Source organism: Chelativorans sp. (assembly GCF_031180965.1).
GTDB lineage: Bacteria > Pseudomonadota > Alphaproteobacteria > Rhizobiales > Rhizobiaceae > Chelativorans.
Window position 1 is genome coordinate 108818 of sequence record NZ_JAPSLH010000004.1, and the last position, 25927, is coordinate 134744.

22 protein-coding genes are annotated in these 25927 nt (G+C 63.5%); 10 read left to right on the forward strand and 12 right to left on the reverse strand.

The annotated features are described in order from the left end of the window. Positions 1–305 precede the first annotated feature (305 nt). The gene (locus RIN79_RS04495) at positions 306–1208 is read left to right on the forward strand and encodes a glycerophosphodiester phosphodiesterase family protein (protein WP_309083422.1); all 903 of its coding nucleotides are present in this window, start codon (positions 306–308) and stop codon (positions 1206–1208) included. A gap of 6 nt (positions 1209–1214) precedes the next feature. Here the strand turns inward: RIN79_RS04495 and RIN79_RS04500 are convergent, their stop codons facing one another. The 7 genes from RIN79_RS04500 to RIN79_RS04530 form a co-directional block, all read right to left on the reverse strand. After that, the gene (locus tag RIN79_RS04500; protein WP_375165877.1) at positions 1215–2018 is read right to left on the reverse strand and encodes an inositol monophosphatase family protein; all 804 of its coding nucleotides are present in this window, start codon (positions 2016–2018) and stop codon (positions 1215–1217) included. 11 nt (positions 2019–2029) lie between these two features. Further along, positions 2030–3025, reverse strand: coding sequence for a LacI family DNA-binding transcriptional regulator (locus RIN79_RS04505; protein WP_309083424.1), 996 nt, complete (start codon positions 3023–3025; stop codon positions 2030–2032). Further along, on the reverse strand, positions 3022–3786 hold the full coding sequence (locus RIN79_RS04510; protein ID WP_375165873.1) for a glycerophosphodiester phosphodiesterase: 765 nt from the start codon (positions 3784–3786) through the stop codon (positions 3022–3024). The genes RIN79_RS04505 and RIN79_RS04510 overlap by 4 nt, the downstream gene beginning before the upstream one ends. Continuing rightward, a complete protein-coding gene (locus tag RIN79_RS04515; RefSeq protein WP_309083425.1) occupies positions 3783–4841 on the reverse strand; it encodes an ABC transporter ATP-binding protein in 1059 nt (352 codons plus the stop codon). The genes RIN79_RS04510 and RIN79_RS04515 overlap by 4 nt, the downstream gene beginning before the upstream one ends. Then, positions 4841–5665 carry a carbohydrate ABC transporter permease gene (locus tag RIN79_RS04520; protein WP_309083426.1) on the reverse strand — a complete coding sequence of 275 codons (825 nt, stop codon included), beginning with the start codon at positions 5663–5665 and terminating at the stop codon, positions 4841–4843. The genes RIN79_RS04515 and RIN79_RS04520 overlap by 1 nt, the downstream gene beginning before the upstream one ends. An 8-nt stretch (positions 5666–5673) precedes the next feature. Continuing rightward, positions 5674–6981, reverse strand: coding sequence for a sugar ABC transporter permease (locus RIN79_RS04525; RefSeq protein ID WP_309083536.1), 1308 nt, complete (start codon positions 6979–6981; stop codon positions 5674–5676). A gap of 103 nt (positions 6982–7084) precedes the next feature. Beyond that, positions 7085–8425: an extracellular solute-binding protein gene (locus RIN79_RS04530; RefSeq protein ID WP_309083427.1), complete on the reverse strand. Its 1341-nt coding sequence runs from the start codon at positions 8423–8425 to the stop codon at positions 7085–7087. A gap of 320 nt (positions 8426–8745) precedes the next feature. Between RIN79_RS04530 and RIN79_RS04535 the strand changes: the two genes are divergently transcribed. Next, positions 8746–10416 (forward strand): Na/Pi cotransporter family protein, encoded by a 1671-nt coding sequence (locus tag RIN79_RS04535; RefSeq protein WP_309083428.1) that lies wholly within the window; start codon positions 8746–8748, stop codon positions 10414–10416. Between the two features lie 118 nt (positions 10417–10534). Then, positions 10535–11365 (forward strand): class I SAM-dependent methyltransferase, encoded by an 831-nt coding sequence (locus RIN79_RS04540; protein ID WP_309083429.1) that lies wholly within the window; start codon positions 10535–10537, stop codon positions 11363–11365. Positions 11366–11376: 11 nt separating this feature from the next. Here RIN79_RS04540 and RIN79_RS04545 read toward each other — a convergent pair whose 3' ends face one another. The 5 genes from RIN79_RS04545 to RIN79_RS04565 form a co-directional block, all read right to left on the reverse strand. Then, positions 11377–12411, reverse strand: coding sequence for a polysaccharide deacetylase family protein (locus tag RIN79_RS04545; protein WP_309083430.1), 1035 nt, complete (start codon positions 12409–12411; stop codon positions 11377–11379). 32 nt (positions 12412–12443) lie between these two features. Beyond that, positions 12444–13661: an ATP-grasp domain-containing protein gene (locus RIN79_RS04550; protein ID WP_309083431.1), complete on the reverse strand. Its 1218-nt coding sequence runs from the start codon at positions 13659–13661 to the stop codon at positions 12444–12446. Between the two features lie 241 nt (positions 13662–13902). Beyond that, positions 13903–15885, reverse strand: a complete 1983-nt coding sequence (locus RIN79_RS04555) for a hypothetical protein (protein ID WP_309083432.1) — start codon at positions 15883–15885, stop codon at positions 13903–13905. Between the two features lie 796 nt (positions 15886–16681). Continuing rightward, positions 16682–17134: a MucR family transcriptional regulator gene (locus RIN79_RS04560; protein ID WP_309083433.1), complete on the reverse strand. Its 453-nt coding sequence runs from the start codon at positions 17132–17134 to the stop codon at positions 16682–16684. Between the two features lie 831 nt (positions 17135–17965). Next, positions 17966–18976 carry a LacI family DNA-binding transcriptional regulator gene (locus tag RIN79_RS04565; RefSeq protein ID WP_309083537.1) on the reverse strand — a complete coding sequence of 337 codons (1011 nt, stop codon included), beginning with the start codon at positions 18974–18976 and terminating at the stop codon, positions 17966–17968. A 449-nt stretch (positions 18977–19425) separates the two neighbouring features. Here RIN79_RS04565 and RIN79_RS04570 point away from each other — a divergent pair, with 449 nt between their 5' ends. The 7 genes from RIN79_RS04570 (at position 19426) to RIN79_RS04600 (ending at position 25884) form a co-directional block, all read left to right on the forward strand. Then, positions 19426–20949 (forward strand): ATP-binding cassette domain-containing protein, encoded by a 1524-nt coding sequence (locus RIN79_RS04570; protein ID WP_309083538.1) that lies wholly within the window; start codon positions 19426–19428, stop codon positions 20947–20949. After that, positions 20946–22271: an ABC transporter permease gene (locus RIN79_RS04575; protein ID WP_309083434.1), complete on the forward strand. Its 1326-nt coding sequence runs from the start codon at positions 20946–20948 to the stop codon at positions 22269–22271. The genes RIN79_RS04570 and RIN79_RS04575 overlap by 4 nt, the downstream gene beginning before the upstream one ends. Beyond that, the gene (locus tag RIN79_RS04580) at positions 22258–23223 is read left to right on the forward strand and encodes a substrate-binding domain-containing protein (RefSeq protein ID WP_309083435.1); all 966 of its coding nucleotides are present in this window, start codon (positions 22258–22260) and stop codon (positions 23221–23223) included. Before RIN79_RS04575 ends, RIN79_RS04580 begins: the two co-directional genes overlap by 14 nt. A 113-nt stretch (positions 23224–23336) precedes the next feature. Further along, positions 23337–23915 carry a DUF1349 domain-containing protein gene (locus tag RIN79_RS04585; protein ID WP_309083436.1) on the forward strand — a complete coding sequence of 193 codons (579 nt, stop codon included), beginning with the start codon at positions 23337–23339 and terminating at the stop codon, positions 23913–23915. A gap of 243 nt (positions 23916–24158) precedes the next feature. Beyond that, positions 24159–24689, forward strand: a complete 531-nt coding sequence (locus tag RIN79_RS04590; RefSeq protein ID WP_309083437.1) for a cupin domain-containing protein — start codon at positions 24159–24161, stop codon at positions 24687–24689. Between the two features lie 117 nt (positions 24690–24806). Then, a complete protein-coding gene (locus RIN79_RS04595; protein WP_309083438.1) occupies positions 24807–25442 on the forward strand; it encodes an SGNH/GDSL hydrolase family protein in 636 nt (211 codons plus the stop codon). A 61-nt stretch (positions 25443–25503) separates the two neighbouring features. After that, a complete protein-coding gene (locus tag RIN79_RS04600) occupies positions 25504–25884 on the forward strand; it encodes a hypothetical protein (RefSeq protein ID WP_309083439.1) in 381 nt (126 codons plus the stop codon). Positions 25885–25927: the final 43 nt, after the last annotated feature.

Consider the following 25927-nt stretch of genomic DNA (forward strand, 5'->3'; position numbering starts at 1 on the left):
GACCTCTGCTATTGAAAAGATAAACCCGCTTTAAGCACTTATGGTGCAGTGGTTCGGGTCGGCCTCCTGCCGATGTATTGCGGTCCAAAGCGATTTTTGCTGCTTACTTTCAGAAAACGCCGCGCCCTGATTGCCGTTCTGTTCCCATTCCCTCCCCCAGTCAAGGATTTTTGCGGCCGGTCACAAGGATGTCACCAACTGTGTGATGTTACTGGCACAATTGCGTAAAATGCAGTGCGATTGGTTGCCTAGTGGCCAGTGCCTGGTCCAACATCCGGCCCAAGCTGAACCTCGGGATGTTACATATGGAGAGCAAAGCCCGTGAGGGCGCAAGTCCAACCGACGGGGCCACGGGTGTGGCCATCAACCATGCCGGCCGGCGCGTCCTCCTGAAATGGCACCGGCTGCGGCGCAGCGCACAAGACCCGCTCTTCAGCGCCCACGTGCTCGCGGAGGGTCTTAGGCTCGGAGCTTCGATGGAGATCGATCTCCGGGTCACGCGGGACGGCGGCTTTGCGGTGTTGCATGACGAGAGGCTCGACGAGGAGACGAGCGGCGCGGGACTTGTCGCCGAACGGACGGGCGAGGAGATCAGGGAGCTTCACTATGCTGAGCCCGCCAGAGACGGCGCGCCGCGCGCGGTGATGCTCGCCGAGGATATCGCGGAGCTTCTCGGCCCAGCGCATCCGGATGCCCTGCTTCAGCTCGATATGAAGGACGACTTGTCCGAGGGACGCCGGGGGGTGGACCGGCTGGCGGAGCTTTTCGCCGGCCATCAAAAGCATCTGGTCGTCAGCGGCGACGACACGGATTTGACGCGTGCCATCGGCGAGAAGCTGCCCGGGATGAAGCAGGGCCTGGAGCCCTCCTTCCGGCTGCTCGACCTCTACCGCGCCGGGGAGAAAGACAAACTGGCGAGCCAGCTTTCCGGCGAGCTTGGCGGCCCCGTCCGGCCATATATCGTCTATCTCTGGTGGCAGCTCGTGCTGGACGCGGATGCCGACGGCATCGACCTCATCCGCGTCTGCCACGACCGCGGTGCGCTCGTGGACGCCTGGACTTTCAATCTCGCTGACCCGGGTGCTGGCTTCAGCGATGAGGAGTGGCGAAAATTCTCGCGGCTGCTTGAGCTCGGCGCCGATCAGATCAGCACCGACGAGGCGATCGCCACTGAGCGGGCCTACTACATGCGGGCTTCCGCCGGCTGAAGCTGCTTACGCGGCCTGCACCAGGTCGTGCAGAAATCCCAGATGCGGGCCAAGGCTGGGGGCGTGAGCCGCGAGCGGCCCGCCGCGCTCCAGCATGACACTGAGCGGAGGCATGTCCACCACCGCGCCGGCCTCGCGCGCAATAAGTGCGCCCGCCATGACGTCCCACGCATTCACATGCGCCTCGTAATAGAGATCGGCCACACCAGAGGCCACGCGCACAAGGCCGAGCGCTGCCGAACCCAAGCGGCGGTAGTCCACGCCAAGATGATAGAGCCGCCGTTGTACGGACTGGTAGTCGTCGAAGCTGGTCCGCCGCGAGCAGCCCAGTATGGCGAGGCCTTCGTCGGGATCTTCACGCCGGGAGACGGCAATCGGCCGCTCCTCGCGAAATGCCCCATGCCCCCGAGCCGCCGAATAGACCTGACCCGTCGTCGCGTCATAGATGCAGCCGATTTCGATCTCGCCGCCCCGCACGAAGGCGATGGAAACGCACCAGTGGCGCAGGCCGCGGATATAATTGGTCGTACCGTCAATGGGATCGACGACCCAGACGCTTTCCTCGCCGGATGCACCGCCGGTTTCCTCGCCGACAAAGCCGTCCTCCGGGAAGGCAGCGCCGAGGGCAGCCTTGATCGTCTCCTCCGCCTTCTGGTCCGCGGCCGTGACGAAGTCCTGGAGCCCCTTACGCCGGAAGGCTATGCCGGCATCCTGGCGGAAAACCTCGATCTCATGGCCGACGGCGACGGCAAGCGTGCGGGCAAGGGCCAGCCGCTCGGATAGCCCGGTCTCGCTCGCCGCCTCCTTCACCTCATCCTCCCTCATGCCGTGCCGCGCCGCACCAGGGAAACAGGCGTCACTTCGAGCCGCTCCGGCTGCGCTGGCTCGTCCATGCGGCTCACGAGCAGATTGACCGCCTGTTCCGCCTGCACGTCGCAGGGCTGGCTTATGGTGGTCAGGTCATAGGCGGACCAGGCGGCCTGCGGGATATCGTCGTGCCCAACAATGCGGATGCTGTCCCTCCCGCCCTGCCGATGCAAACCGTCGATCAGCCCGCAAGCCATGTAGTCGTTGACGCAGAAGACGCCGTCCACGCCATCAAGGCAGGAAGCGGCCGCAAGGCCGTGCCTGTAGCTGTTGTATTCGACCGGGATGACGCGCACATCCCGCTGCAGGGCATAGCAAGCGGATACGAAAGCCTGCTGCCGGCAGCGGGCAGTATAGGACGTGGCGCTCGAGACGATCACGGCCAATTTGCGCGCGCCGGCCTCCACCAGGGTCGCGGCGGCAAGCTTGCCGGCTGCATTGTTGTCGGAAACCACCCGATCGACGGAAGGGATCGTATCGGCCTTGTTGATGAGCACGATGGGCACGCCCGCGGCGGCGAACTCGGCGCAAAGCGCGGTCGGCGGGGCGTCGGACGTGACCAGCACGCCGGAGACATTATAGTGGAGAAGCTGGTCCATCACGTGGTCGGCGCTCTCGCCGTGGTCGGCCGGCAAAAGGATGGGCTTGAAGTTGCGGCGCACGAGATTCTTGGTGATCTGCTCGATCTGCATCGCGCGGTAGGGATTGTCCATGCCGGCCGCGATCACGCCGACGAAGTCCGAACGCCTGTTGATCAGCCCGCGCGCCAGATAATTGACACGGTAACCGAGCTCCTTCGCCGCCCGCACCACCTTCTCGCGCGTCTCGGGCGACACGCTGGCATTGGGCGTGAAGCTGCGAGACACGGCGGCGCGGGACACGCCGGCGCGCTGCGCCACGTCAAAGGAGGTGACCTTGCGGCCGCGCGCGGGCTTCTCGGGTCCGTTCATGCAGGGACCTTGTCTCTTGCCTCGCATAGACGCTCCGGCAGATCGGAGCAAATGCCGAGAACCGGCAGCGTCATGAGGTCGCCAATAATCTCCGGCCGCTCCTCGTGCCAGAGAACGATCTGGCGGCCGCTGTCGAGGATTGTCTTCGTCAAGTCCGGCGTGACCAGATCCTGCGGCCGCTCGCCTCCCCGTTCCCAGCACAGATGCACGATATCCGCACCCGCACGCTCGGCCTCTTCGATGGGGTCCGCGCCGAGCCGGACGAGCACGGAGAGCGGAAAGTCGCAGCCTTCCTCCCGCAAAAGCCGCACGGGCGCAGTGTCGAAGGAGCCGAGGGCGGCGAAACGCTGCTCTTGCTCCTTCAGATGGCGCCAGACCAGAGGGGCAGCGTCCGGCGCCTTGATCTCCACATAGAGCCCGGCGCCCCGCGCGCGTGCAAGCGCGGCCACCTCCGTGAAGGTCGGCACCTCCAGGCCCGGCAGTTCTTTGAGCTCCGCCGCCGTCAGCTCCGATACATGCGCATCGACCCCGAACACGCGCTGCAAGTGATCGTCGTGGCTGACGACGCAAACACCGTCGCGCGTCACCTGCGCGTCAAGCTCCCACATCTCGGCCCCCAAATCGGAGGCGCGGGCGAAGGCGGCAAGCGTATTCTCCGTCGCATGGCCGCTTGCGCCGCGATGCCCGATCACCAGCGGATATGTCTGCCCCGCAGGCCAGCGGAAACGGCTGGCGAAGGCGGGGATGTCGTTGTCGCTCAAAGCCGCTCCCCGTTTTGGGCGAACAGGAAAAGCTGGTCGCTCCTGACGCGCCACTCCACCTCGTCATGCAGCGAGACATCGTCGCGCACCCGCTGGATCGAGCGCAGAACCTTTCCGTTCGCAAGGGTGATGTCGTAGAGATTTTCTCGCCCCTGGGTTTCGATGAAGCTCACGCGCCCGCGGATGGCGGCATCACCCTCCGTGCCGAGATTCTCCGGCCGGATGCCGACCACCACAGGTGTACCTTCGGGGACCCGGTCTGCCTCGCGCGGGATGGGCAGGCGGATGTCGGCATTCTCGACTGCAAGCATACCGTCTCTGGCCACCGCATCGATGAAGGCGATGGGAGGATTGCCCAAGAATCCAGCGACGAAGGCGGTGCGGGGATTGCGGTACATTTCCTGCGGCGTGGCGATCTGGATGATCTGCCCATTGTTCATGATGGCGATGCGGTCACACATGCTCATCGCCTCCACCTGGTCGTGCGTGACCAGGATGGCGGTGATGCCGGTCTCGAGCTGGATGCGACGGATCTCCGAGCGCATTTCCAATCTGAGCTTGGCGTCGAGATTGGCGAGCGGCTCGTCGAGCAGAAGCACGTTGGGCCGGCGCACCAACGCCCGCGCCAGCGCCACGCGCTGCTGCTGCCCGCCGGAAAGCTCGGCCGGCCGGCGATCGAGCAGGCTGCCGATGTGCACGAGCCCTGCCATCTCATTGACCAGCCGCTTGATCTCGGCTTCGGGAAGGCTGCGGATGCGCAGCGGAAAGGCGATGTTCTCGCGCACGGTCATGTGCGGGTAGAGGGCGTAGGACTGGAAGACCACGCCCACATTGCGCTCCTGCGAGGAAACATTGGTGACGTCGCGGTCGCCGAAGAGGATGCGGCCGGACGTCACCTTATGGATGCCGCAGATGGCAAAGAGCGTGGTCGACTTGCCGCAGCCGGACGGGCCGAGAAGCGCCAGCATCTCGCCATCCTTTATCTCGAGCGTCATGTCGTCGATCACGCGGACGGAGCCGAAGGACTTCGAGAAGTGGTCAAGCAGGATACGCATCAGCCCTTGGTGCCTCCCCCGTAGATGTTCATCAGATACTTCTGGAAGAAGAGGAACAGGATGAGGACGGGCGCGATGTAGAAGAGCCCGACCGACTTGAACATCGCCATGTCGAAATTGTTGTCGTCGGCGATCAGCCCGGCCAGATAGACGGAGAGCACCTGCACGTCGCCGCCGGGCGCCAGCACCTGCGGCAGGATGAACTCGCTCCAGCCAAGCAGGAAGGCGAAGAGACCCAGCGCAAAAAGCCCCGGCTTCACCTGCGGCAGGACCAGCTTGCGCCAGACGGTGAAGCGGCTCGCCCCGTCGGCAATGCCGGCCATCTCGATCTCCCAGGGAACCGTGTCGTAGAAGCCCTTCATGATCCAGATGCCTAAGGGCATGTCGATCGCCGCCTTTACCAGGATCACGCCGATCAGAGAATTGTAGAGCCCGACCATCTGCAGAACGAGGAAGATGGCCACGATCAAAGTGACGGCCGGGAAGGCGTGCAGCACCATGACGCCGGCCAGGAAGAAGGCGCGGCCGGGGACGTTGAGCCGCGAGAGCACATAGCCCGCCGTGGAGGAGACCACGAGCACCACGAGACAGCTCGACGAAGCGAACAGGAAGGAATTCAGCGTCACCCGCCAGATGCTTGGTTTGCCGGGCCTGGTCTCCCAAAGAAAGCGCCAATGCTCCAGCGTGAATTCGTGCGGGATGAAGGAACCCGGCGGGGAGTTCGTGATCGTGTCGATGAAGAGGTAGGAATACATCAGCACGATCGGCGCGCTGATGATGGAGAGCGCGAGGACAAACGGCCAGCTTTTCAGATGTCCCGTCATGGCCGCCCCTAGAGCTCGATGCGCGGCTTTGCCACCAGCGCTCGATAATTGAAGACCCTGAGATAGATGAGCGACAGGACGATGCCGATCACCACGAGCACCAGCGCCATCGCCGCGCCATAGCCATATTGCAGGTTGCCCGCATAGTTGTTGAGCGCGGTGTGGTAGATGGCCAGCGACCAGATCTCCGTCGCGCCGCCAGGGCCCCCGTCAGTAGCCAAAAGCGTCTGCTCGATCGAGGTGAGCAGCGACAGCGTCTGGTAGCAGGTGACGAAGAGGATCGGCCATTTGAGCTGCGGCAGGATGATGTGGCGCACCTGCTGCCAGCGATAAGCGCCGTCCACGCTCGCCGCATGGAACAGCGATTCCGGAATGGCCTTGATGGCGGAGGAAAAGATCACCATCCCCATCGAGGCGCCGACGAAGCCGTTGATGACGATGACGAAGAACCAGGCGTTCGCCGCCGTATCGAGCATCCAGTTGCGCGGGCGGATGCCGAAATTGTCCAGGAAGGCGCTCAAAAACCCCGTATCCCAGGCGAACCACTTCCACAAAAGCACATAGATCACCGCCGGCGAGATGCGCGGGAGGAACCAAATGATCCGGAAGATGCCGGCCGGGCGCTCGGGGATGTAGTGCGTCGTGATCGCCAGCAGCATGGCAAATGCGGTGTTGAAGATGATCAGCGTCGTCGCCACGAAGAAGATCGTGTTGAGGAGGATGCGGACGGTGTCGCGCGAGGAGGCCATGCGGCGGAAATTGTCCGCGGTCCAGACCCAACCCGTATAGGTAGCCTGGACGAGAGCCGTCTTCTCTTCCTCTGTGAGTTCGGGATCCACCCCCTCTGCCGCCGCGAGCAGGCTCTCCCTGCTCGAGAACCGTGAATTGGCAAGCGAGCGGCTGAACTCGCCGGAGATGCGCTTCACCGTCCGCGTGTCCGGCCGCTCCGGCAGGTCGCGCAGCATGCGCTCGAATTCGCGCCGCGAGGCATGGGTCTCGCCGAGGTGGCCTTCTCTTAGGTCGGCGATGATCGCGGGCTCGATGCCCATCTCCTCAAGCGCCTTCAGCCCCTGTTCGTCCACCACGAAGGAAGGCTGGCCGAGCTTTTCGGCAAGCTCGTCCATCCCATGACGGTCAGCCAGCTCGCGCAGTGCGCCGGGGGTCACCTGGTAGGTGCCGCCGCTGATCCCGGTCGCAGTGCTCATATTGGTGAAGGCAAAGACCCCGGTCAGAACGACGGGCATCAGGAAGAACAGCACCACCAGCACGAGGGCGGGCATCAGGAGAATGAGACCCAAGCCGCGCGAGCTGTTCAGCCAGCCGGCACGCCAGCGCGGAGGATGTGCCGAAGCGGCCGCAGCGCCCGCGGGCACCGCGGCGGCCTCGACGATATCGCGGGACGCGCTCATCTTTTTCCGCTCAGCGGATGACGATGCCTTCGCCCAGGCTGTTCTTCAGTTCGGCCTCCAGATCCTGCACCGCCTGCTCAGGCGTCTTCTGGCCCGTCCAGGATGCTTCCAGCCCAGCCCACATGGCATTCCAGTAGGTGCCGAACTCGGCGTTGTTGGGCATGGCGTTGGCGTGCGGCAGCAGGCGCTCGGTCGCCTCCCGCGCCCAGCGGTCATTGGAGTAGAGGTCGATGTTCGACTGCTGCTTGGTGATGCCCAGATGCGCCGACTTGATGGCATGCAGTGTGTTGATGCGCGGTTCGGAGGCGATCTTCACCAGTTCCGCCGCGATCGCAACCTCATCCTCGTTGTCCTGCTTGGTCAGCACATAGACGAGCGGATGGGTGAGCGTGTTGGCCTTGCCGCCCTCGCCTGCCGGAATCAGCGAGAAGGAGATGCTGCCGAAGAAATCCTTCAGGCCTTCCTGGTTGGTGTAGCGCGCATAGTGCCAGGTGCCACCGTGCCAAATGCCGGCCTTGCCGCTCGCCACTTCCGCCCACCACTGGTCGTTCGGCGTGCCGATATGGTTCTTGCGGGTCACGCCCGCGGCGACGGCATCGACGAAGAACTGGTAGAAGCGCTGCATTGCAGCCTTGTCGAGGACGAGCTTGCCGTCCTCTTCCATGACGCCACCGAAGCTCGTGTAGAACTGCCAGTAGTCCGGGCCGTTGTTGGGGCGGGGATAGAAGCCGTAACCAGCGGGCACCACGCCCTGGTCCACCATCTTCTTGGCGTCTTCCAGCACATTGGCGAGCGTGTACTCGCCGCTCTGGACCTTGTCCGCCAGCCCGTCGAGATCGGCGTCCGTATAGCCGATCTTGCGCATGTACTCCTTCCAGAAGAAGAAGGGCCGCGCCTCGGCGTCCTGCGGCAGGCCGTAGACGACCCCGCCATAGGACGCAACTTCGAGCAGATTCTCGTAGATGTCGTTGATGGGCCAGGCGTCGAGATTGACGTAGTCCTCGATCGGCACGATCAGCCCGGATTGGGACCAGGGGCCGATATCCTCATGGCCGGTCACGAGGATGTGCGGCACGTTGCCCGCCTCGGCGGCAAGCGTTACGGCCTGCTTGAAATCGTCCCAGGTGTTGTCCACCTTCTTCTCGACGGTGATGTTCAGCTCCTCGCCGCGCACCGCCGCCTCGCGCTCCAGAAGATCGGCGGCAATGTCGATCGCGTCGACACGGTAGACGTCATTGGGGCTGCTGCCGCCCGCCCAGACGCGGATGGTCACATCCTCCGCCAAGGCATAAGTCGCGCTTGAAGCAAGAGCCACCGCCGCGACGGTGGACCTCAATAGATGCTTCGTCATCTCGTACGTTCCTCCTTGCGTTTTCCGTCAGGTTTAGGGCGGCAACCAGGACCGTGGCGGCGAAAGTTGATGGCCGAGCCCACGGCTTCCTCCCTAGTGCCCTTCCCTGACAGTCAGATGACAGATGTGCACGTGTGCATTCTTTTTATTTCAGGCTGATCCCTCTATATTGCACACGTGTACAGTCCCATGCACGATGCCGCCCGTCAAATGTTTTTCCGTCGGGCGCAGCGTCTTCGGAAGACTCGCGTTTAGGAAGACGGCAAACCATTTTGCCGTCTGGAAGGCCCCTGCCGGGGCATGATCGGGAAACGAGCTGAATGAGCGGGTCCGTCTTCTTTTTGCATATGGCCGGCGCCATCGCGTTGCTGCTTTGGGCGACACGCATGGTGCGCACCGGCGTGGAGCGGGCTTATGGCGAGGCGCTGAAGCAGCGGCTGCGCCGCACGCTGCGCAACCCGCTGCTCGCGACCGCGGCGGGCCTGGCTCTCGCCGTCGCGCTGCAAAGCTCGACCGCGGTGACCCTCCTCGTCGGCTCATTCGCCGGTTCGGGCGTGGTGACGGGCCTGGCCGGCATCCTTGCCGTGCGCGGCGCGGAGGTCGGTTCGGCGCTCGTCGTCAAGATCCTGAGCTTCGATCTGGCGCTGCTCGTGCCCCTCTGCCTTCTCGCCGGCACCGGGATATTCATGGCCACGGAGCGCCGCTCGTGGCGCCAGGCGGGGCGTATCCTCGTCGGCATCGGCCTTCTGATCCTGTCCCTGCAGATGATGGGAGAGGCCGCGGAGCCGCTGCGCCAGAGCCGGCTCGTGCCGCTGATCGTCGGCTATCTCTCATCCGACCCGATCACCGCCTTCCTGCTTGCCGCCGTCGTCACCTATCTCTTCCATTCGAGCATCGCCGCCGTCCTGCTGCTCGCCACCTTCGCCGCGCGGGGGATCGTCACGCCGGAGCTGGGCGTGGTGATGGTGCTCGGCGTCAATCTTGGCAGTTCCTTCATCGCGCCGATGCTGACGCGCGGCGCGCCGGCCGAATGCCGTGTCGTTCCCCTCGGCAACCTCCTCATGCGCGGCGTCGGCTCGGTGCTGGGGCTTGCCGCAGTGATGTTCTTCAACCCGCCCTTGGCGTTGCTCGGGAGCGATGCGGCGGACCAGGTCATCCATGCGCATATCGCGTTCAACCTGCTCATCCTCGTTGCAGGCATCCCCCTTTCCGGTTTGGTGCTGCGGGCGACGGAAGCGTTGGTGGCGCTATCGCCGGGCCCCACCCCGGAAGAGAAGCAGAACGCACTGTTGAGCGAAAGCACCGCCCTGGACGAGAACGCGCTGGAGCATCCGCAGCAGGCGCTCGCCAACGTCACACGCGAGGCGGTGCGCATGTGCGAGACGGTCGAGTTCATGCTTTGCCGCGTTCTCGAACTCTACGAAAAGCCGGACCGGGAGGCGATCCAGGCGCTTGCTGATCTCGACGACTCGCTCGACCGCCGCCATGCGGCAATAAAACTCTATCTTGCCCGCATCAGCCGGGAGGACATGACAAAGGACGAGGCGCACCGGTGCCAGGAACTTCTCGGCGTTTGCGTCAAGCTGGAGCAAGTGGGGGACATCATCGTCCGCAACCTGCTTGCGCATGTGAGACGAAAGATGGAACGAGGCGTCGAATTCACGCCAGAGGGCTGGCGCGAGCTTTCCGACTTCCATGCCGCGGTGCTTGCCAATGCTCGACTTGCCTTCAATCTGCTGGTGACGCAGGACCCGGAGACGGCGCGCAAGCTGGTGGCGGAGAAGGACCGGCTGCGCGATGTCGAGAAGACGATGAGCCAGCGCCATTTCGAGCGCCTTCGCAAAGGCGCCGAGCAGAGTTTGGAAACGAGCTCGATCCATCTCGATACGATTCGCGATTTCAAGCAGATCAACTCGCTGCTCGCCACGCTCGCCTATCCGGTGCTCGAGGCGCAGGGGTTGCTGCGCGGTACGCGCCTTAAATCGGCCTAGCGGCAGTTGGCTCAAGACAAGGCAGGCGCCGCCTACCCGTGTGCGCTTTGACGGCGGAGGCGGTTCGTTTAGGAATAGGAGCTAAAGTACAACCCGTTGGATTGAGCAAGGGCGCTCCATGGCAAGCCGCGAAACGAGAAATGGCGACCGAGGCGGCCTTCAGGACAGGTCGGCGGGACGCCTGGGACGAGCCATCGGCTTCATACGGGAGCGCGGGCCGCTCGAGCCTCTGCGGCTGGTCCGCCGCCACGGCATCGCCGAAAGCGGTCGGTTCGTTCTGCGCAATGTGAGGCATGTGGTCGCCGACCGCCTTGCCCGGAATTGGGACCGCAAATACGGGGTCGACACGGCAGGTTCCATCCGGCTGGATTCGCTCGATGTCGTCGGCCCCAACCGGGACAAGGGGAACGAGTGCGTCTGCACCTCACCCAAGTCGTTCCGCTTCATCATGAAAAACCTGCCGTCCAACTTGTCGGACTATACGTTCATCGACATCGGCTCGGGCAAGTCGCGCACGCTCCTCCTGGCCTCGCATTACCCGTTCCGCGCTGTCGTCGGCGTGGAATTCGCACGCGAACTGGTGGAGATCGCCCGGCGCAATGTCGAGCAGTATAGGGATCCCGAGCAGAAGTGCCGCGCGATCTTTGTCGTCGAGGCAGATGCCACGACCTACGACTTTCCGGAGACGCCCCTGCTCGTCTATTTTTACAATCCCTTTTCCAAAGACCTGTTCGACATCGTGCTCGGGAATCTCGTCTCTTCGCTCGAGCGGTATCCGAGGGGCTGCTTTGTCGTATACGGGAGCTCCAGCCATCGTGCGATCGACTGGGCACGACCGGCGATCCGCGAGACTGGAGTGTTTGACGAGCTGAACGTTCCGCCCATGCCGCATTTTCTCGATGCGGTGCGGACGATCGACTACGCCGTCTTCCGCTACCGGAGGGCGTGACCCGCTTCCCGCTACATGAACTTGAACGCCAGGCCGGACAACAACGCCTCGACATAGCGCCTCTTCTGAAAATGGCCGTTGAGCGAAACGCGGTTGAAGGCGGTCGGACGGTGCAGGTTCTGCTCGGTCAGCACGCCCGGCTGCGTGGTGACGGCAACCGCAAAGCCCGCGCGCGCCGCCGCGTCGATCTCCCGGGCTCCCACAGCGGCAGGAAACCCATACGGGTAGGCAAATGAAGCCGGATACCGGCCGACATAGTTCTCGACGGCTTTCGCCGAGGATGCAATCTCCTCATGAAGCCGGGCATCGCTCACGCGGCGCAAGTTGACGTGGGTGAGCGTATGTGCGCCGAACCTGGCGAGCGGATCTCCCGCCAGGGCGCGCAATTCGTCGGCGTCCATGGTCAGATCGGACACGATCGCCAACGGATCTATTCCGCAGCGCAGCGCCAGATCATCAATGCGCCTCACAGCCTCATCCTCGTCGATCGTCTCGACAAAGTTGGCAAAACGGTCATAGGCGGCCAGCTTCTGAGCGGGCGTACTCACTTCGAGGCGTTCACTGCCGGCGCCGAAATCGAAATCGATCCGCTCCCTCTCGGCCAGGAGCGCAGCAGCCGTTTGCCACCACATCGAGCGAGACCTCTCGACGAAGCCCGCGGTGATGAAGATCGTGTAGGGGACACCATGCTTGCGAAACACCGGCGCGGCATGCTCAGCGTTGTCGCGGTATCCGTCATCGAGCGTGAAGCTTACGAAGCTGCGTATGTCGGAGGAGTCTGCAAGAAGCCGCGGCAGATCCTCCACGGCTACCGGAACGAGCCCGGCTTCCAGACAGAGGCCGAGCGCGTCGTCCAGGAACTCGGGCGTCACCGCTAGCCCCGCATTGGGGTCGGGGGAGAGCCCGCGCGAGGGCCTGACGTGATGCAGCGTGAAGATCACGCCGCGGCCGGCGGCCGAAGGCCACCAGGAGTGCGCACGGGATAGAGCTATGACCTCGAGGCCTGTCCGGATCAGTGCGTATTTGAACGATCGTCGTGTCGACATCCGTGGGCTCCCCGCCAATCTGCCGCCGAGGCTCAATAGATCTTGAAGAAGCGCCTTGTCAGCACGCGCCAGGCAGTGAGCGGGATGTCGATCAGCGCCGGCATAATGTCGGCTGGCGAAAATGTCGCCCAGGCGCGCACGGAAGCAAAGGACCGCAAATAGGCCCCGACCGTCAGCCGCCCGGCGGGAACCAATCTCCCGGCTGCCGCCATGTCGCGCACGAGATACATCCAGGACACCCCGGTTCGGGCGGGCGCCGGCGGCGCCAACTCACCATCCTCGGCAGCCTTCCAGAGCATGGCGCCGAGATCGACACCGGCGGCGGCGGCAAGCGCGAACCAAGACCACGGGCGCGGATTGACGTCGAGCACACGCAGTTTCCCGTCGCGCGCGTCGTGCTTGAACTCCACCTCGACCAGTCCTTCATGCCGGATAGAGCCGAGGAGGCGCCGCGCCGATTCGATCGCCTGCGGCTCCTCCACCACCTCGACGAAGGTGCTGGTGTAGCCGAACTCGATTGGATATTGCCTTGTCCTCCGGGCCGTGAACTCAGCCACCGGCTGGCCCGCCCTCCACAGCGCGGCATAGGAGAACTGACTTTCTCCCCCGCCGGGAATGAGCTCCTGAACGACGACATTCTCCACCCCAATCTGCCGCGCGGCGTGCTCAAAGGCAGCCGCAAAGGATGCGCGATCATCGGCGCGGGCGACCTTCGCCCGCGAGAAGTCGTCATGGCCTCCGCCCATATTGGGCTTCAGGACAACCGGGAAGCGAACCTCGACTCTGGCGGCCTCTTCCACAGAAGCGAGATGATAGGTGGGCGGGAAGTCGACGCCGAGCTCGGCTGCACGGCGATATAGAAGTGGCTTCTCACAAAGCCATCTCAGGTCTTCCCAAGGAGGCAGAAGGATCCTGTAGGCGGACGAAAGCGGGCCAATCGCTTGCGAGACGAGCCGCACCTCCGCGTCGCCGGCAGGCACGAGGAGAAAGCCGGCCAGACCGCATTCCTTCGCCGCCTCCAGAAGAAACGGTACCGCGTCCGGATCGCCCGGCCCTCGCCAATGCAGCGTTCGGCGCACATAGCGGGACCAACTGGGCAGCGGGTTGTCGTTGCTGATCAACCACACCGGAACTTTCTGGCGGCCAAGGCTGCGCGCCAGCGCCAGCGTGCCGTGCGCGCCCCCAAGGATCACGATGCCCGTAGGGCGTTTCGCGACGCCCGAACGATCCTGCGGTGCGTTGCCTTGCATTCCCATCCTACGGCAGACCCGACCTTTCTTATCGGAAAGAGCTTAGCTTTGGCCTGCTTCCCGCGGAAAACAGCATATCAAGGACGGCGTTAAAAAACCGCTCCCCCTGCCGCAGCACCGCAGAGAGGCGATCCTCGGTTCATATGGACACCGGAATCGCCGTCCCTGTCCCGTCCTCGTGAAGCTCGACATCGCCCGCCTCGGGGCCGCAGAAGGCGAGGCCAGTTTGGCTGGAGGCCCGCTACACAGGGCGCGAGCCGCCGCTGATGATCGCCCGCACGCGCATCACGGCATATGGCTTGAGGGCAATCGAGCTCCCCGCCGGCGGATCGTCGTCGCGCTGGAAATAGCCGGGGTCACCGACGGCTTCAGCAAAGCTTTCCTGATCTAGCATTCGTATCCCGCCGCCCGAAAATCCCTCCGGCAGGACCACAGTTTGCGGCGAGGCGGTCAGATTGGCGGCCCAGAGGACAAGGCCACCCTCACCTCCATAGGCAAGCGCGGCGATGCGCTGCGGATCATCCGGAACGATGCCCAGCCCGGGAGCGCCAGCCGCACGGGAGGCCTCGCGCAACACGTGATAGAGCGGATAGACGGCAGCGTCGGGCATATGATCAAAATAAGGTTGATCATATTCGGTGCTGGCGTATGCGATCCCGAGCTCGCCCGCCGGCGCGCCCATGATCAGGCGCTCGACACCCGCGCGCGCCGCGGCGGCAATATAGCCGAGCGACCAGGCGGCGGCGAACACACCGCGCTGACGCGGATCCATGCGCGCCATCGTATAACGCCCGTTGTCCGGATTGGGCGTGGCGGGCCCGTAGGGATTGTCATCGAGCCCGATATTTGCGGGCCCCAGCCAATGGGGCTTTCCGCCGCTCAGCATACTGGCAGACTTGATGACCGCCTCGATCGTGGAGAGCGTCTCCATGACCGAATCATCGTCGCTGTGGTGGACCAGCGCCGAGGTGAGATGCGTCACGAAATCGAGCGGCGCCGCGGGCGGCATGTTGCGGTTGAGCTCAGCGAAAAAGCCGAAAACGCCGCCGCCGACCAGGACATTCGAAAAGACCCCTCGCGCCGCCTCGGGTATGCGGGCAATCGCCGCGCGGTCCGCCTCGCCTACCGGATTCATCTGGAGAAGCGGCTTGGCCGGCACTGCGACCACCGCCTCAGGCTCAATATTCGCTCTTTCCAGGGCACGAGCGACGCCTTCAAGCTCGGCGCGCGGCTCTTTGCCATTGGACACCGTTATTTCCAAGGCCATGGGGCTCCCGATGAGAGCGGCAGTATCGCGATAGCGCGTCAGCAGTTCGCTACCCTCGCCCGCGGACGGGTCCAGGCGGCAGTGCAGGAAGGCGGGCCTGACCTGCCGAATGAGCTCCGCCACACTTTGTGCTTCATTCAGCCGACCTCGCGGCAGGCTGAGACCGATCCGCGGCATTTTCCACTGATCCGGGCCGTCCTGCCGGAGGGTCACGGGGTATGGCTGGCGCGGAAGCGCGGCGGCCCGGCTACCCCTTGCGGCACCCGAGAATGTCAGGGTGACGCTCTGCCGAAGCTCGTCGCCGGCTTTCACGACATAAGGAAAGCCCCATTCCAGCAGCCGCACATAGGTCTTGAACGACGCGTCGGTCCAGTTGCGGTGATCCTCCATCTCCCACGCGTCGCCCTCCATCATGCATGTGGCGCTGATGCCGGGCGGCAGCTCAATTGTTAGGGAGCGGATGTTTTTGAAATTCTGGTAAGGCGCGATGAACTCGGGGAAGCTCGACTGCTCCGACGTGCCATCGACGTAACCTACCGTTACAGGGCGACTGGCCACACCTTCAAGCGGGTGGAGAACGACAAAGCCGGTGCGGCAAGTAAGGAAATCCTGCTCCGGCCGGGCAACGGCGCTGAAGCGGATGCGTCCGTCGAGCGCACCCTCGATTTCGCCGCGCCAGTCGATTGCGCCGTCCTTGGTCCGGCAGCGGACATCGAAATGCACCGAAAACTGCTCTTCCTGCTGGTCGATTCGGAGGTTTGATATCTGGGGATTTGCGGTGCCCCAGGCGCTGTCGCGAATCAGGAAGGAGACAGCCCGCAGGACCTCCGTCCCGGCGAATTTGATCCAGCGGAGGCCGCCATCCTCGAATATGGCCGTCACAGGACCGGCGCGGAGCTCCCGCCGCTCCGGGCTTGTGCTTGTGGTACCGAACAAAGCGATCGCGGCGTCGACCATGGCCTCTCTCCCCCTTGCAGTGGCATGCCGGGCAAGCGCATGCCAAAGAGGTGACATAAAGGGGCAATTCCGGTCGACGACGCAATCTCCCTTCAAGCACCCGCGCAGCAATCGCGCGCGCTTGCCCAACCGGACGGCAGCAATGGCCGCGCGTCTCCGCGGCCTGATAGCTTCTGGCCTGGCGTCAACGGGCGAACGGCGGTCGGAGCATCCGTACACCCCGCGCGCCTCTTGGCTTGACGAGAAAGAGCACTATCCGCATCGTTTACAAAACAATCGGGTCAGCCATTCCCGTGGACGGTGTTTCTAAGGGATATGTATACCATAATCAGCGGAGTTCGGAGCGTAATCCAGCGGGGCGGCAGGCGCAAATACTTGACCGGTGACGAGCGCAGGCGCTTTCACACTGCTGCCGCCAGGCAACAAAAGGACGTTTACGTATTCTGCCGCGTGCTTCTGGAGACGGGGTGCAGAATCTCGGAGACGCTGAACCTCTCGCTGGATGTTCGATAAAGGGCATATCTTCGGCGCCACGCCGACCAGTTCTTCACGTCGCATAGAGCTAATAGGCAAAGGGGGAGAAGAGGCCCTGGGGGGCGTGTCGGACCTCTTCTCCCTTTTTCGGCGGACCGAGGGGGCTTTTCGGAATTCCGCCGAATTCGTGAGCGGATGTCTTTTCCCGTACGGGGATCGGAAGCGCCGCGAGGGCGGACGGCCCTCTTCTTCCTTCCAGCGCCGAGGGCTTTCGTGCCTCCGCCCCCCAATACGGGACTTCTCCACATCCGCTGATCAGTCGCTAGTGCTTCATGCGCGTGTTGAAGCCCTTCTGCATGGCGATCTGGGAACGCAGCTCGCTATAGGCCGGAGCGACCATGGGGTAGTCCTCCGAGAGCCGCCACTTCTGCCGGTATTCCTTGGGCGTCAGGTTGTACGCCTTTTTTAGATAGCGCGTGAGCACCTTCTTCTTCTTGCCATCCTCCAGGCAGATGATGAAGTCGCGCTGCACCGATTCTTCGATAGGGACGGCAGGCTTAAGGTCGCGAGCCGGCGCGCCCTCCCCGTCAAGTTTAAGCTGCCCAAGTGAATTGTGCACGTCCGAAATCAGGTTAGGAAGCTCGCGACTCGGCAGCGCGTTATTGGATACATAGGCGGCGACAATTTTGCAGGTCAGCTTGACAGAATCGACGGGAGATCCGCGCGTCCACTCCTCGGCCTCCCCTCTAAACGCGGCATCATCTTCATCTTGCATTCGCTTCCACCCCTTCCACTCAATGAAGAAGAATCTGGACTGTTCGCCTGTCGGTCGGAGTCCGGACGAAACCGGCGCCGCCCCCCCTTCCCCTTCAAGACCACCGAGCAACGCACAGCCCGCACTTTGCTCCAGTGACCGCTGCTGTGTCTCTTGTTCGTCACAACATCCCCTCCATAGGGGGGCTAAACAGGCGGTTGTTGTCACCCCTCCGGCGCTTCAGTAAACATGTGTGAATACACTGCCGACTGCGGTTCCTCTCGATGTACAGGCATCGCCGCACCCTACCGCAGTGGCACCCTCTAGTTCCCCCGCAGACGAGCATGGAAGGCGGTGCAACCGCCCGCAAGATCGGATTTCACGATGACCCGGTGAGGTCCCGAGCCCTCGCCGCCCCCTCCGGTCGTCCAGCCGAAAACCCATCGCCCCTGTTTACATTCGCGTCAAAGTCGTAACACCATCTATAAGAAGTACCGGCCACAGAGTGTCAAGTGCTTTTACCACTATACCGGGTAAACATATTGCCGGCTCCTCGCGGGATTGTAGAGGCACGATCCTTTGACTTGGATGGCAGGATGCGGCTGCGGCAAGGAGGTAAATCTCCTGGCCTTCCTCTAGCGTGTTCCTTCTTTCGCCTGGCTATTCGATATGGCGGCGCGTCTATCGCGCCCGGTAAGCTAAACAGCCGTCATTCGCCCTGGAATACTCCATTCACCGTTGCATGAGCTTGTACCGACCAGAGGGCGTGCTGGGCCGTGGTGGTTACGCCGCGGTGTCGGGTTGCCTTATCGCGTTTCATTGAGGTGACCGGCGGGCGGCCGAAGGCGGCCGCTATAGAACGTTATGCACCAGGCAGGGCCGGCAGGAGTTGCGAATCACGAGCCTCCCCTGAAGGGAGAGGTGGCGCGGGAAATGGGCCTCGCTGCCGCCCAGCCGCTCGAGCAGCAGCTTGGCAGCGTTCTCGCCGATCGCCCGTACGGGCTGGGCGACCGTCGTCAATTGCGGCTGAAACACGTCCGCCCAGGGAAAATCGTCGAAGCAGGCCACGGAGATGTCGTCCGGGCAGGAAAGCCCAAAATCCCTTATCGCCTTCATCACGCCGATCACCATCAGGTTGTTGGCGGCAAAGAGCGCAGTTGGGCGCTCAGGGAAGGCCAGCAACTCCATGGTTGCCTGATAGGCATCGGCCTCGCGGAAATTTCCGAATCTGACGAGTTCCTGCCTGTAGGGAACGCCCGCGGCTTCCAGCGCATCGCGATAACCCTGCAGCCGCTCCCGCCCGGTAGATGTATCAAGCGGTCCCGAGACATACCCTATCCGCCGGTGAGCGAGATCCAGCAGATATGTCACCGCATCGCAGGCGGCTCGCCGATTGTCGAGGATGACCGCGTCCAGGTCGACGCCGTCACACACGCGGTCGATCAGCACAATTGGGACGCCGGCGCTTTGCAAGACCGGCTTCAGTTTGACCTCGTCTCCCGCCGGCGCCACTATGAGACCATCGACCATCCGGTCCAGCAATAGGCTCACATGCTCGAGCTGGGCTGCAGCATCCTCATCATTGCTGCAGAGCATGACCGCATAGCCCGCCTCGTGCAGCACACCCTGGATGGCCGAGACCACGTCTGTGAAAAACGGATTTGTGATGTCGGCCACCGTCAGGCCGATGGTGCGCGTCTTGCCCAACTTGAGACTGCGAGCGATGGTATTGCGCTTGTAACCGATCGCCTGAATGGCCGCTTCGATGCGCTCGCGAAGTTGCGGGCTCACGGAAACGGTTCCGTTCACCACCGCTGACACGGTGGCGACCGACACGCGCGCTGCCTCCGCCACGTCCAGCATCGTCGGCCCTGTCGATCTCGGGCGCCGAATGCGCTTCGCTTCGTCCATTTCCTCAAAACGTTTCGCGGGTCTGACGGCGATCACTACGCGATTTTAGCTCTCTGAGCAATCATGGGCGCCGTATGGCTCCGGCCATGCTTGACTCGGCCGAAACGTTTAGAATAACGTCGAGCTCTCCTGACAAAGGCTGGATTGGGAGGCCACCCTTGTCGTGATGCAGCAATCAAACAGACCGAATTTGCGCGCCTGCTCGGTGGCGCAGCCCGCCACCCTCGCGGCCAACGCCGCCTTGCGCTTCGGCCTCGGGCACCGCGCTGTTCCGTCTGACGCCCCGAACTTGCGGGGAACACCCTGCACCACATCGAGGACGCGGGGGATCGCGGATGCATGAGGACGCTGGCGGGCCAGTGACGGGCGCGAACGGGGCCTTTGTTGGTGGCGGGGAGGCAATGCTCTCTGCGCGCAGCATATCAAAGCGATTTGGCGGCATTGCCGCGCTTCGCGCGGTCGATTTCGAACTCGTGCGGGGCGAGATCCACGCGCTGATGGGCGAAAATGGTGCCGGCAAATCAACCCTGATGAAGATTCTGTCGGGCGTCTACCCGGACTATGAGGGCGAAATGCGCCTCGACGGTTCGTCCGTGCACTTCTCCAGTGTCCGCGAGGCGGAGGCAGCGGGCATCGCGATCATCCACCAGGAGCTGAACCTCGTTCCCGAGCTCAGCGTCGCGGACAACATCTTTCTCGGACGGGAGCGGCTGATCGGCGGCCTCTTCATCGACCGGCGGGCAAGCAGCAGGGCAGCGCGTGCACTGCTCGGCCGGCTCGGCATCGACATCGATCCGGATGCGCGGGTGGCCTCGCTGCGGGTCGGCGAACAGCAGTTGGTCGAGATCGCCAAGGCCCTTTCCATTTCGGCCCGCATCCTCATCATGGACGAGCCCACCTCGGCGCTTTCCCCGGCCGAATGCAAACGCCTGTTCAAGGTCATACGCCAGCTCGCGGCCGACGGGGTGGGGATCATCTATATTTCCCACCGCATCGACGAGGTCCTGGAACTTGCCGACCGCGTCACCGTCTTCCGCGACGGGCGCCACGTGCTCACCAAGCCGATGGCCGAGACCACGGCAGATGAGATCATTGCCGCGATGGTAGGCCGCGAGCTGCTGCAGGCGCGGCATGAAGACCGCCTGATCGGCAACAAGGTCGTCATCTCGGTGCGCGACCTTTCGCTGTCCATTCCGCATCGGAACGGCTGGCGGCAGGTGCTGTCGGGCGCGAATTTCGATCTCCGCGCGGGCGAGATCCTCGGCATTGGCGGCCTGCTCGGCTCCGGGCGCACGGAAATCCTGGAGGCGATCTTCGGATGCTCGAACGGGCGGGCGGGCGGGGAGATCGTGCTGGACGGCGTGCCCGTCTCCATCAGCTCCCCGCGCGAAGCGCGCCGGTTGGGCATCGCATTGGTGACGGAAGACCGGAAGACGCAAGGACTGCATCTCGAGGCGTCGATCACGGACAATGTGGCGCTCCCGCTGGTGTCGAGGCTCTCCCGTCTTGGCCTGCGCTCTTTCCGCCGCGAGGCAGAGCTCGCCCGGCATGCGGTCGAGACGCTTAGCGTGCGCTGCAGCGGCGTGGAACAGCCCGCGGGAACCCTTTCGGGGGGCAATCAGCAGAAGGTGGTCATTGGAAAGTGGCTGGCGACGGGACCGCGCGTGCTGCTGCTCGACGAGCCCACGCGCGGCATCGATGTCGGCGCGAAACGCGAGATCTACGACCTCATTTTCGAGCTGGCGCGCGGCGGCCTTTCCATCATCGTCGTCAGTTCCGAACTTCCTGAACTGCTGCTCCTTTCAGACAGGATCCTGGTGATGTCCGAGGGGCGGCAAAGCGGTCTTCTTCCCCGGGAGGAGGCGACCGAGGAGCGCGTCATGCAGCTTGCCGCCCCGCGCAGCCGGAAGGGAATGGCCGCATGAGTGCGCTGAAACTCCTGTCCCGCACCAAGCTTTATTGGGGCCTCACCGCGATTTTCCTGATCGGCGTGCTGAGTTCGCCCGTCACCTCCTCCGGCAAAAACATCTTCCTCTCCCACGGCAATCTGCTCGATGTGCTGAGACAGGTGTCGACCACGGGCCTGATTGCCACCGGCATGACGGCCGTCATCATCACCGGCGGCATCGATCTGTCGGTCGGCTCGCTTCTGGCCATCAGCACCGTCGTTTGCGCCATGCTGCTCACCATTGAGGGCACCACGCCGGCGGCTTTGATGGGATTGCCGGCAGCCGGCCTGCTTGCCCTACTGGTCGGCGCAGCGCTCACCCGCTTCATCCTCATCAACCGCGAAAAGGCGCGCCGCGGCGAAGAGTTGGGCAGGGATATCCGTCTGAACCCCATTCAGGGTGTGGCGATCCCCGCCCTCGTCGGCGTGCTTTTTTGCAGCCTGCTCCTGTGGTTCCTGTTGCCGCAGGTGCAGACCAAGTTCGGCGTGCTCGGGGTGCTCATCGTGGCGCCCTGCGTCGGCCTCATGTTCGGGGCGATAAACGGGGCGATCATCGTGGCAGGCCGGCTGCAGCCCTTCATCGTCACTTTGGCAATGATGGTCACCGCGCTCGGGATTGCGCGGCTTACGGCCGGACAGAACAATGCGGTTCTGCCGGTCTATACCGGCACGAATGCAACTGCCGACTTCGACGTGCTGCGCTCGCTTGTCTTCGGTGTGGTGCCGATGCCGGGGCTGTTCTTCATCGCCGCAATCCTCATCTATGGGGCGGTACTGCGCTTTACGCCTTTTGGCCGGTATATCTATGCGATCGGCGGCAATGAGGAGGCTGCGCGACTGTCGGGCATTCCCGTGGGGCAGGTGAAGATCGCCACCTATGCCATCTCAGGCCTCCTCGCCGGCATAGCCGCCGTGCTCTATGTGGCGCAATACCGGCAGGGCAAGCCGGATGCCGGGGCCGGGCTCGAGCTCGACGCCATCGCCGCTGTGGTGATTGGCGGCACCAGCCTGATGGGCGGCCGCGGGAGCCTCGCCGGCACCTTCTGCGGGGTCGTCATCTTCGGGCTTCTGTCGAACATCCTGCAGCTCCACAACATCAACTCCAATCTTCAGCTGGTGCTGAAGGGGCTGATCATCATCGGCACGGTGCTCGTTCAGGAGCGCAATGCCGCCGAACTCCTATCCTTTCTGCGCCTGCCGGGCCTGCGGGCAGCGCAACCGGGAACTCCCGCCGGAGAGCGGGCGTCGCAGGAAAGCCTATCAAACAACATCGGAGGAAACGCCAATGAAACGTCGTGAACTGCTGCGCACCGCCCTCTTGAGCGCTGCGCTCGCCACAGCAACCGCTCTTGTCTCCCCGCTGGATGCGCTCGCCCAGGAGAAGAAATTCACCATCGGCTTCTCGCAAGCCACCACCATCGAGCCCTGGCGCGCTCAGTTCAACAAGGACATCATCGCCGAGGCCGAGAAGCATCCGGAGGTCGAACTGATCATCACCGACGGGGAGGACCGGACGGAAAAGCAGGTGGCTGATGTGGAGAACCTGATCCGCCAGGAGGTGGACGCCCTGCTCATCTCGCCGAAGGAATCGGCCGGCCTCACCGGCGTCGTCCAGAAGGCCGTCGATGCAGGCATCCCCGTTTTTGTTCTCGACCGCAACGTCGACACCGACCAGTACACACAGTTTGTCGGCGGAGACAACAAGCTGATCGGCAGGGCGGCCGGGGAATATGCGGTGGAGCTCCTGGGCGGCAAGGGTAAGGCCGAGGGCAATGTCGTCGAGATATGGGGCGGGTTGGGCACCCAGCCCGCGCATGACCGTCACGAGGGCTTCCATGAACATACTGACAAGGAACCCGGCATCAAGTACCTGCTCGACCAGCAGTCGGCGGACTGGAAACAGGACGAGGCCTACAACATCATGGCCACCGCCCTGCGCAACCATGAGGACATAGATCTGGTCTACGGCCACAACGATCCTATGGCCTATGGCGCTTATCTCGCCGCCAAAGACGCGGGCCGCGAGAAGGATATCAAGTTCATCGGCATCGACGCACTGCCGAACGAGGGCGTGACCTGGGTGGCCAATGGCGAGCTGACCGCCACCTTCCTCTACGCCACCCCCGGCGCGGAAGGCCTTCGCCAGGCGATCAAGCATCTGAACGGCGAAAAGGTGGAAAAGACGGTGGTGCTTCCGACCATGAAGGTGACAAAGGAAAACGCAGCGGACATTCTGAAGAACGGGTTCTGAGCAGAGCGAGAGAGGTCCCGCCCCTGCTCCTTCGGCACTCGCGTGAACGCCGGCGCAATGCCGGCGTTTACGTTAGGCACCGACTAGTGGGCGGCATGGAAGAGGAATGTTCGATGGATCTGAAGGAAGGTTTCCGCTGGCTCAACCCGCCGCCGCGTTTCGAGATTGGCGAAACGGAGATCATGGCGCGCACCCGCGCGAATACGGACTTCTGGCAGGGGACGTTCTATGGCTTCCATCGTGACAGCGGCCATTTTTACGGCAAGCGCGTGGAAGGCGACTTCACCGCCGAGGTGACCATTCATGGTCGCTACGAAGTGCTCTACGACCAGGCTGGGCTGATGGTGCGGCTGGACGCGCATCATTGGGTCAAGACGGGCATTGAGCAGACGGACGGCGAAAACTATCTCTCGGTGGTGGTGACCAATAGACAGTCGGATTGGTCACTGCTGAAGTTCAGCGGCGCGGCGGACGACGTGCGGATCCGGCTGACGCGCCATGGCGAAGCCATCCGGGTGCAGTATATCGACCCCGCCGACGGCCATTGGAAGCTGGCGCGACTTGCCTATTTGCGTCCTGCGCCGGCGATGCAGGTCGGCGTCATGTGCTGCTCGCCGGAGCGTGAGGGCTTCGAGGTGACCTTCCGCGACTTCTCCATCGGCGCGCCGATCTCCCGGCAGCTTCACGACTGAAAGGGTCCGCAGCACCGCCAGCGTCACAACGCCCGAACCATCGTGGCGCGATGGTGCAGCCGGATGCGAGGGTGTGCGCTTCACTTGTCCTGGGGTCGGCATCTCCCAACGCTTCCTGGCGGGCGCTCTTTCCTCTTTCGCGATCTGCAGGGCGGCATACCGCTCACGGTCTTGAATAGTGGTCACCGCCTACGGAGCCTTTTTCATCGCCGCCCGTTGCTGAAGGGATGAAAGGAGGCGCGGATGGCTGTTTTTGTCGATCCTGACAAACTTCCCTGGGAGAGATGGAACGGAGCCGCTCCTCCCGGAGATGCCGGGGTGCAATGGAAGCTTCTCCTTTCGGGGGACCGGACATCCAGTCAGCAGTTGTGCGCCGGGCTCGCCGAACTCGCGCCGGGTGAGGTTCTCCCTTCGCATCGCCACGGCCCTGCCGAACTCTATTTCGTGCTGGACGGCGAAGGCCGGTGCGAGGTTGATGATATCGGCCACCCGCTGCGCGCGGGAACTGCGCTATTCATTCCCGGTGGAGCCTGGCATCGGACCAGCAATACGGGACAAGAGCCGCTCCGCTACCTCTTCGTCCTGCCCGCGGACAGCATTCGGGATGTGGAGCACCAATTTCGCGGGCAGGACGAAGAGGTAGAGGCTGCGCCGCCCAACGCGCATCGGCGGACAGAGACCGACCCCGAGCTCAACAACGCCGATTCCACGCCGGGCACCGGAATGCTGCCCGAGCTTGGCAGCAATGACCCGAACAGCCAGCCCTCGAGTTGAGGAGAGCCGTTGCCGGATGCAGCTAAGCAAGCAGGTTGGCGGCTTTCGCGCCGTACCCTGCTCCTTGGCCTGGCCGCCGCCTCTTCCCCAGCCGCCGCAAGGAGTACCGACAGTACAATGAACCACGTTGTCCTTCTCGGCGATTCCGTCTTCGCCAATGCCGCCTATGTCCAGGGCGGCCCGGACGTCATCGCGCAATTGAGGCGTCGGCTGCCGGATGGCTGGCGCGCCACGCTCGTGGCCGTGGATGGCGATGTCATGGCCGATATCGCGGATCAGCTGAAGCGCCTTCCCTCGGATGCAACCCACCTTGTCATCAGCATCGGCGGCAACGACGCGCTGGGCTACTCCTCAGTGCCGAGCGAGGCGTCGGCCAGCATCGGCGAGAGCCTCGCCCGCCTGGCGCAGGTCCGCGAGGAGTTTGCCGCGGCCTATGCGGGCGTGGTGGAACTGGTCAAGAGCAAAGGCCTGCCCTCGGCCTTCTGCACCATCTACGATCCGCGCTTCGAAGATCCGCTGCAAAGGCGCGTCGGAACCACCGCCCTTGCCGTTCTCAACGACGGGATCATCCGCGTCGCTGCCTGGGCCGGTGTTCCCCTGCTCGACTTGCGCCTCATCTGCAGCGAGGACGCCGATTTCGCGAACGCCATCGAGCCCTCAGTGCAGGGCGGCGGAAAGATCGCCGCCGCGATCGTCTCTCTCCTGAAGGAGCATGACTTCGCGCGCGCGCGCTCAGAGATTTATGTACGTTGAAAATGCGCGGAACGCTTCGGGCCGCCGGCGATTTGGCTAGCAAAGAGCTGGAGCAGGTTTGATGAAAACGAGGCGGAGCGACCTTGTGCTGCTTTCCCTGGCAACGGTGCTTGCCGGGGCGTTCTCCCCGTCCTTGCGGGCGCAGGAGGCGCCACCTGCTGCGCCAACAGCGCCTTCCGCGCAGACGGAGCAGCAGATCGAAGGCGCGCTTCAAGACGGTGTTGAAGTATCGCTCGGCAGGGAAGAAATAAAGCAGCAGATCGCCAAGGATCTGGGCATTTCCGAAGTCGAGGTTCCGCTGTCTGTGCATCTTCCGCCGGAGATCGCCGACCAGGTCTGCCCGCAGACGGAATTCGAGGTGAGGTCGAACGAAAACCGAAGCTGCACGGCGAGCAACTACCTGCCGGAACTGGCGGAAGCAGCCCGCGGTGCACTTGAATAGGAGAGCTCGGCCGCCACTCAGCCGCGGCTGCCCGCTTGAAAAA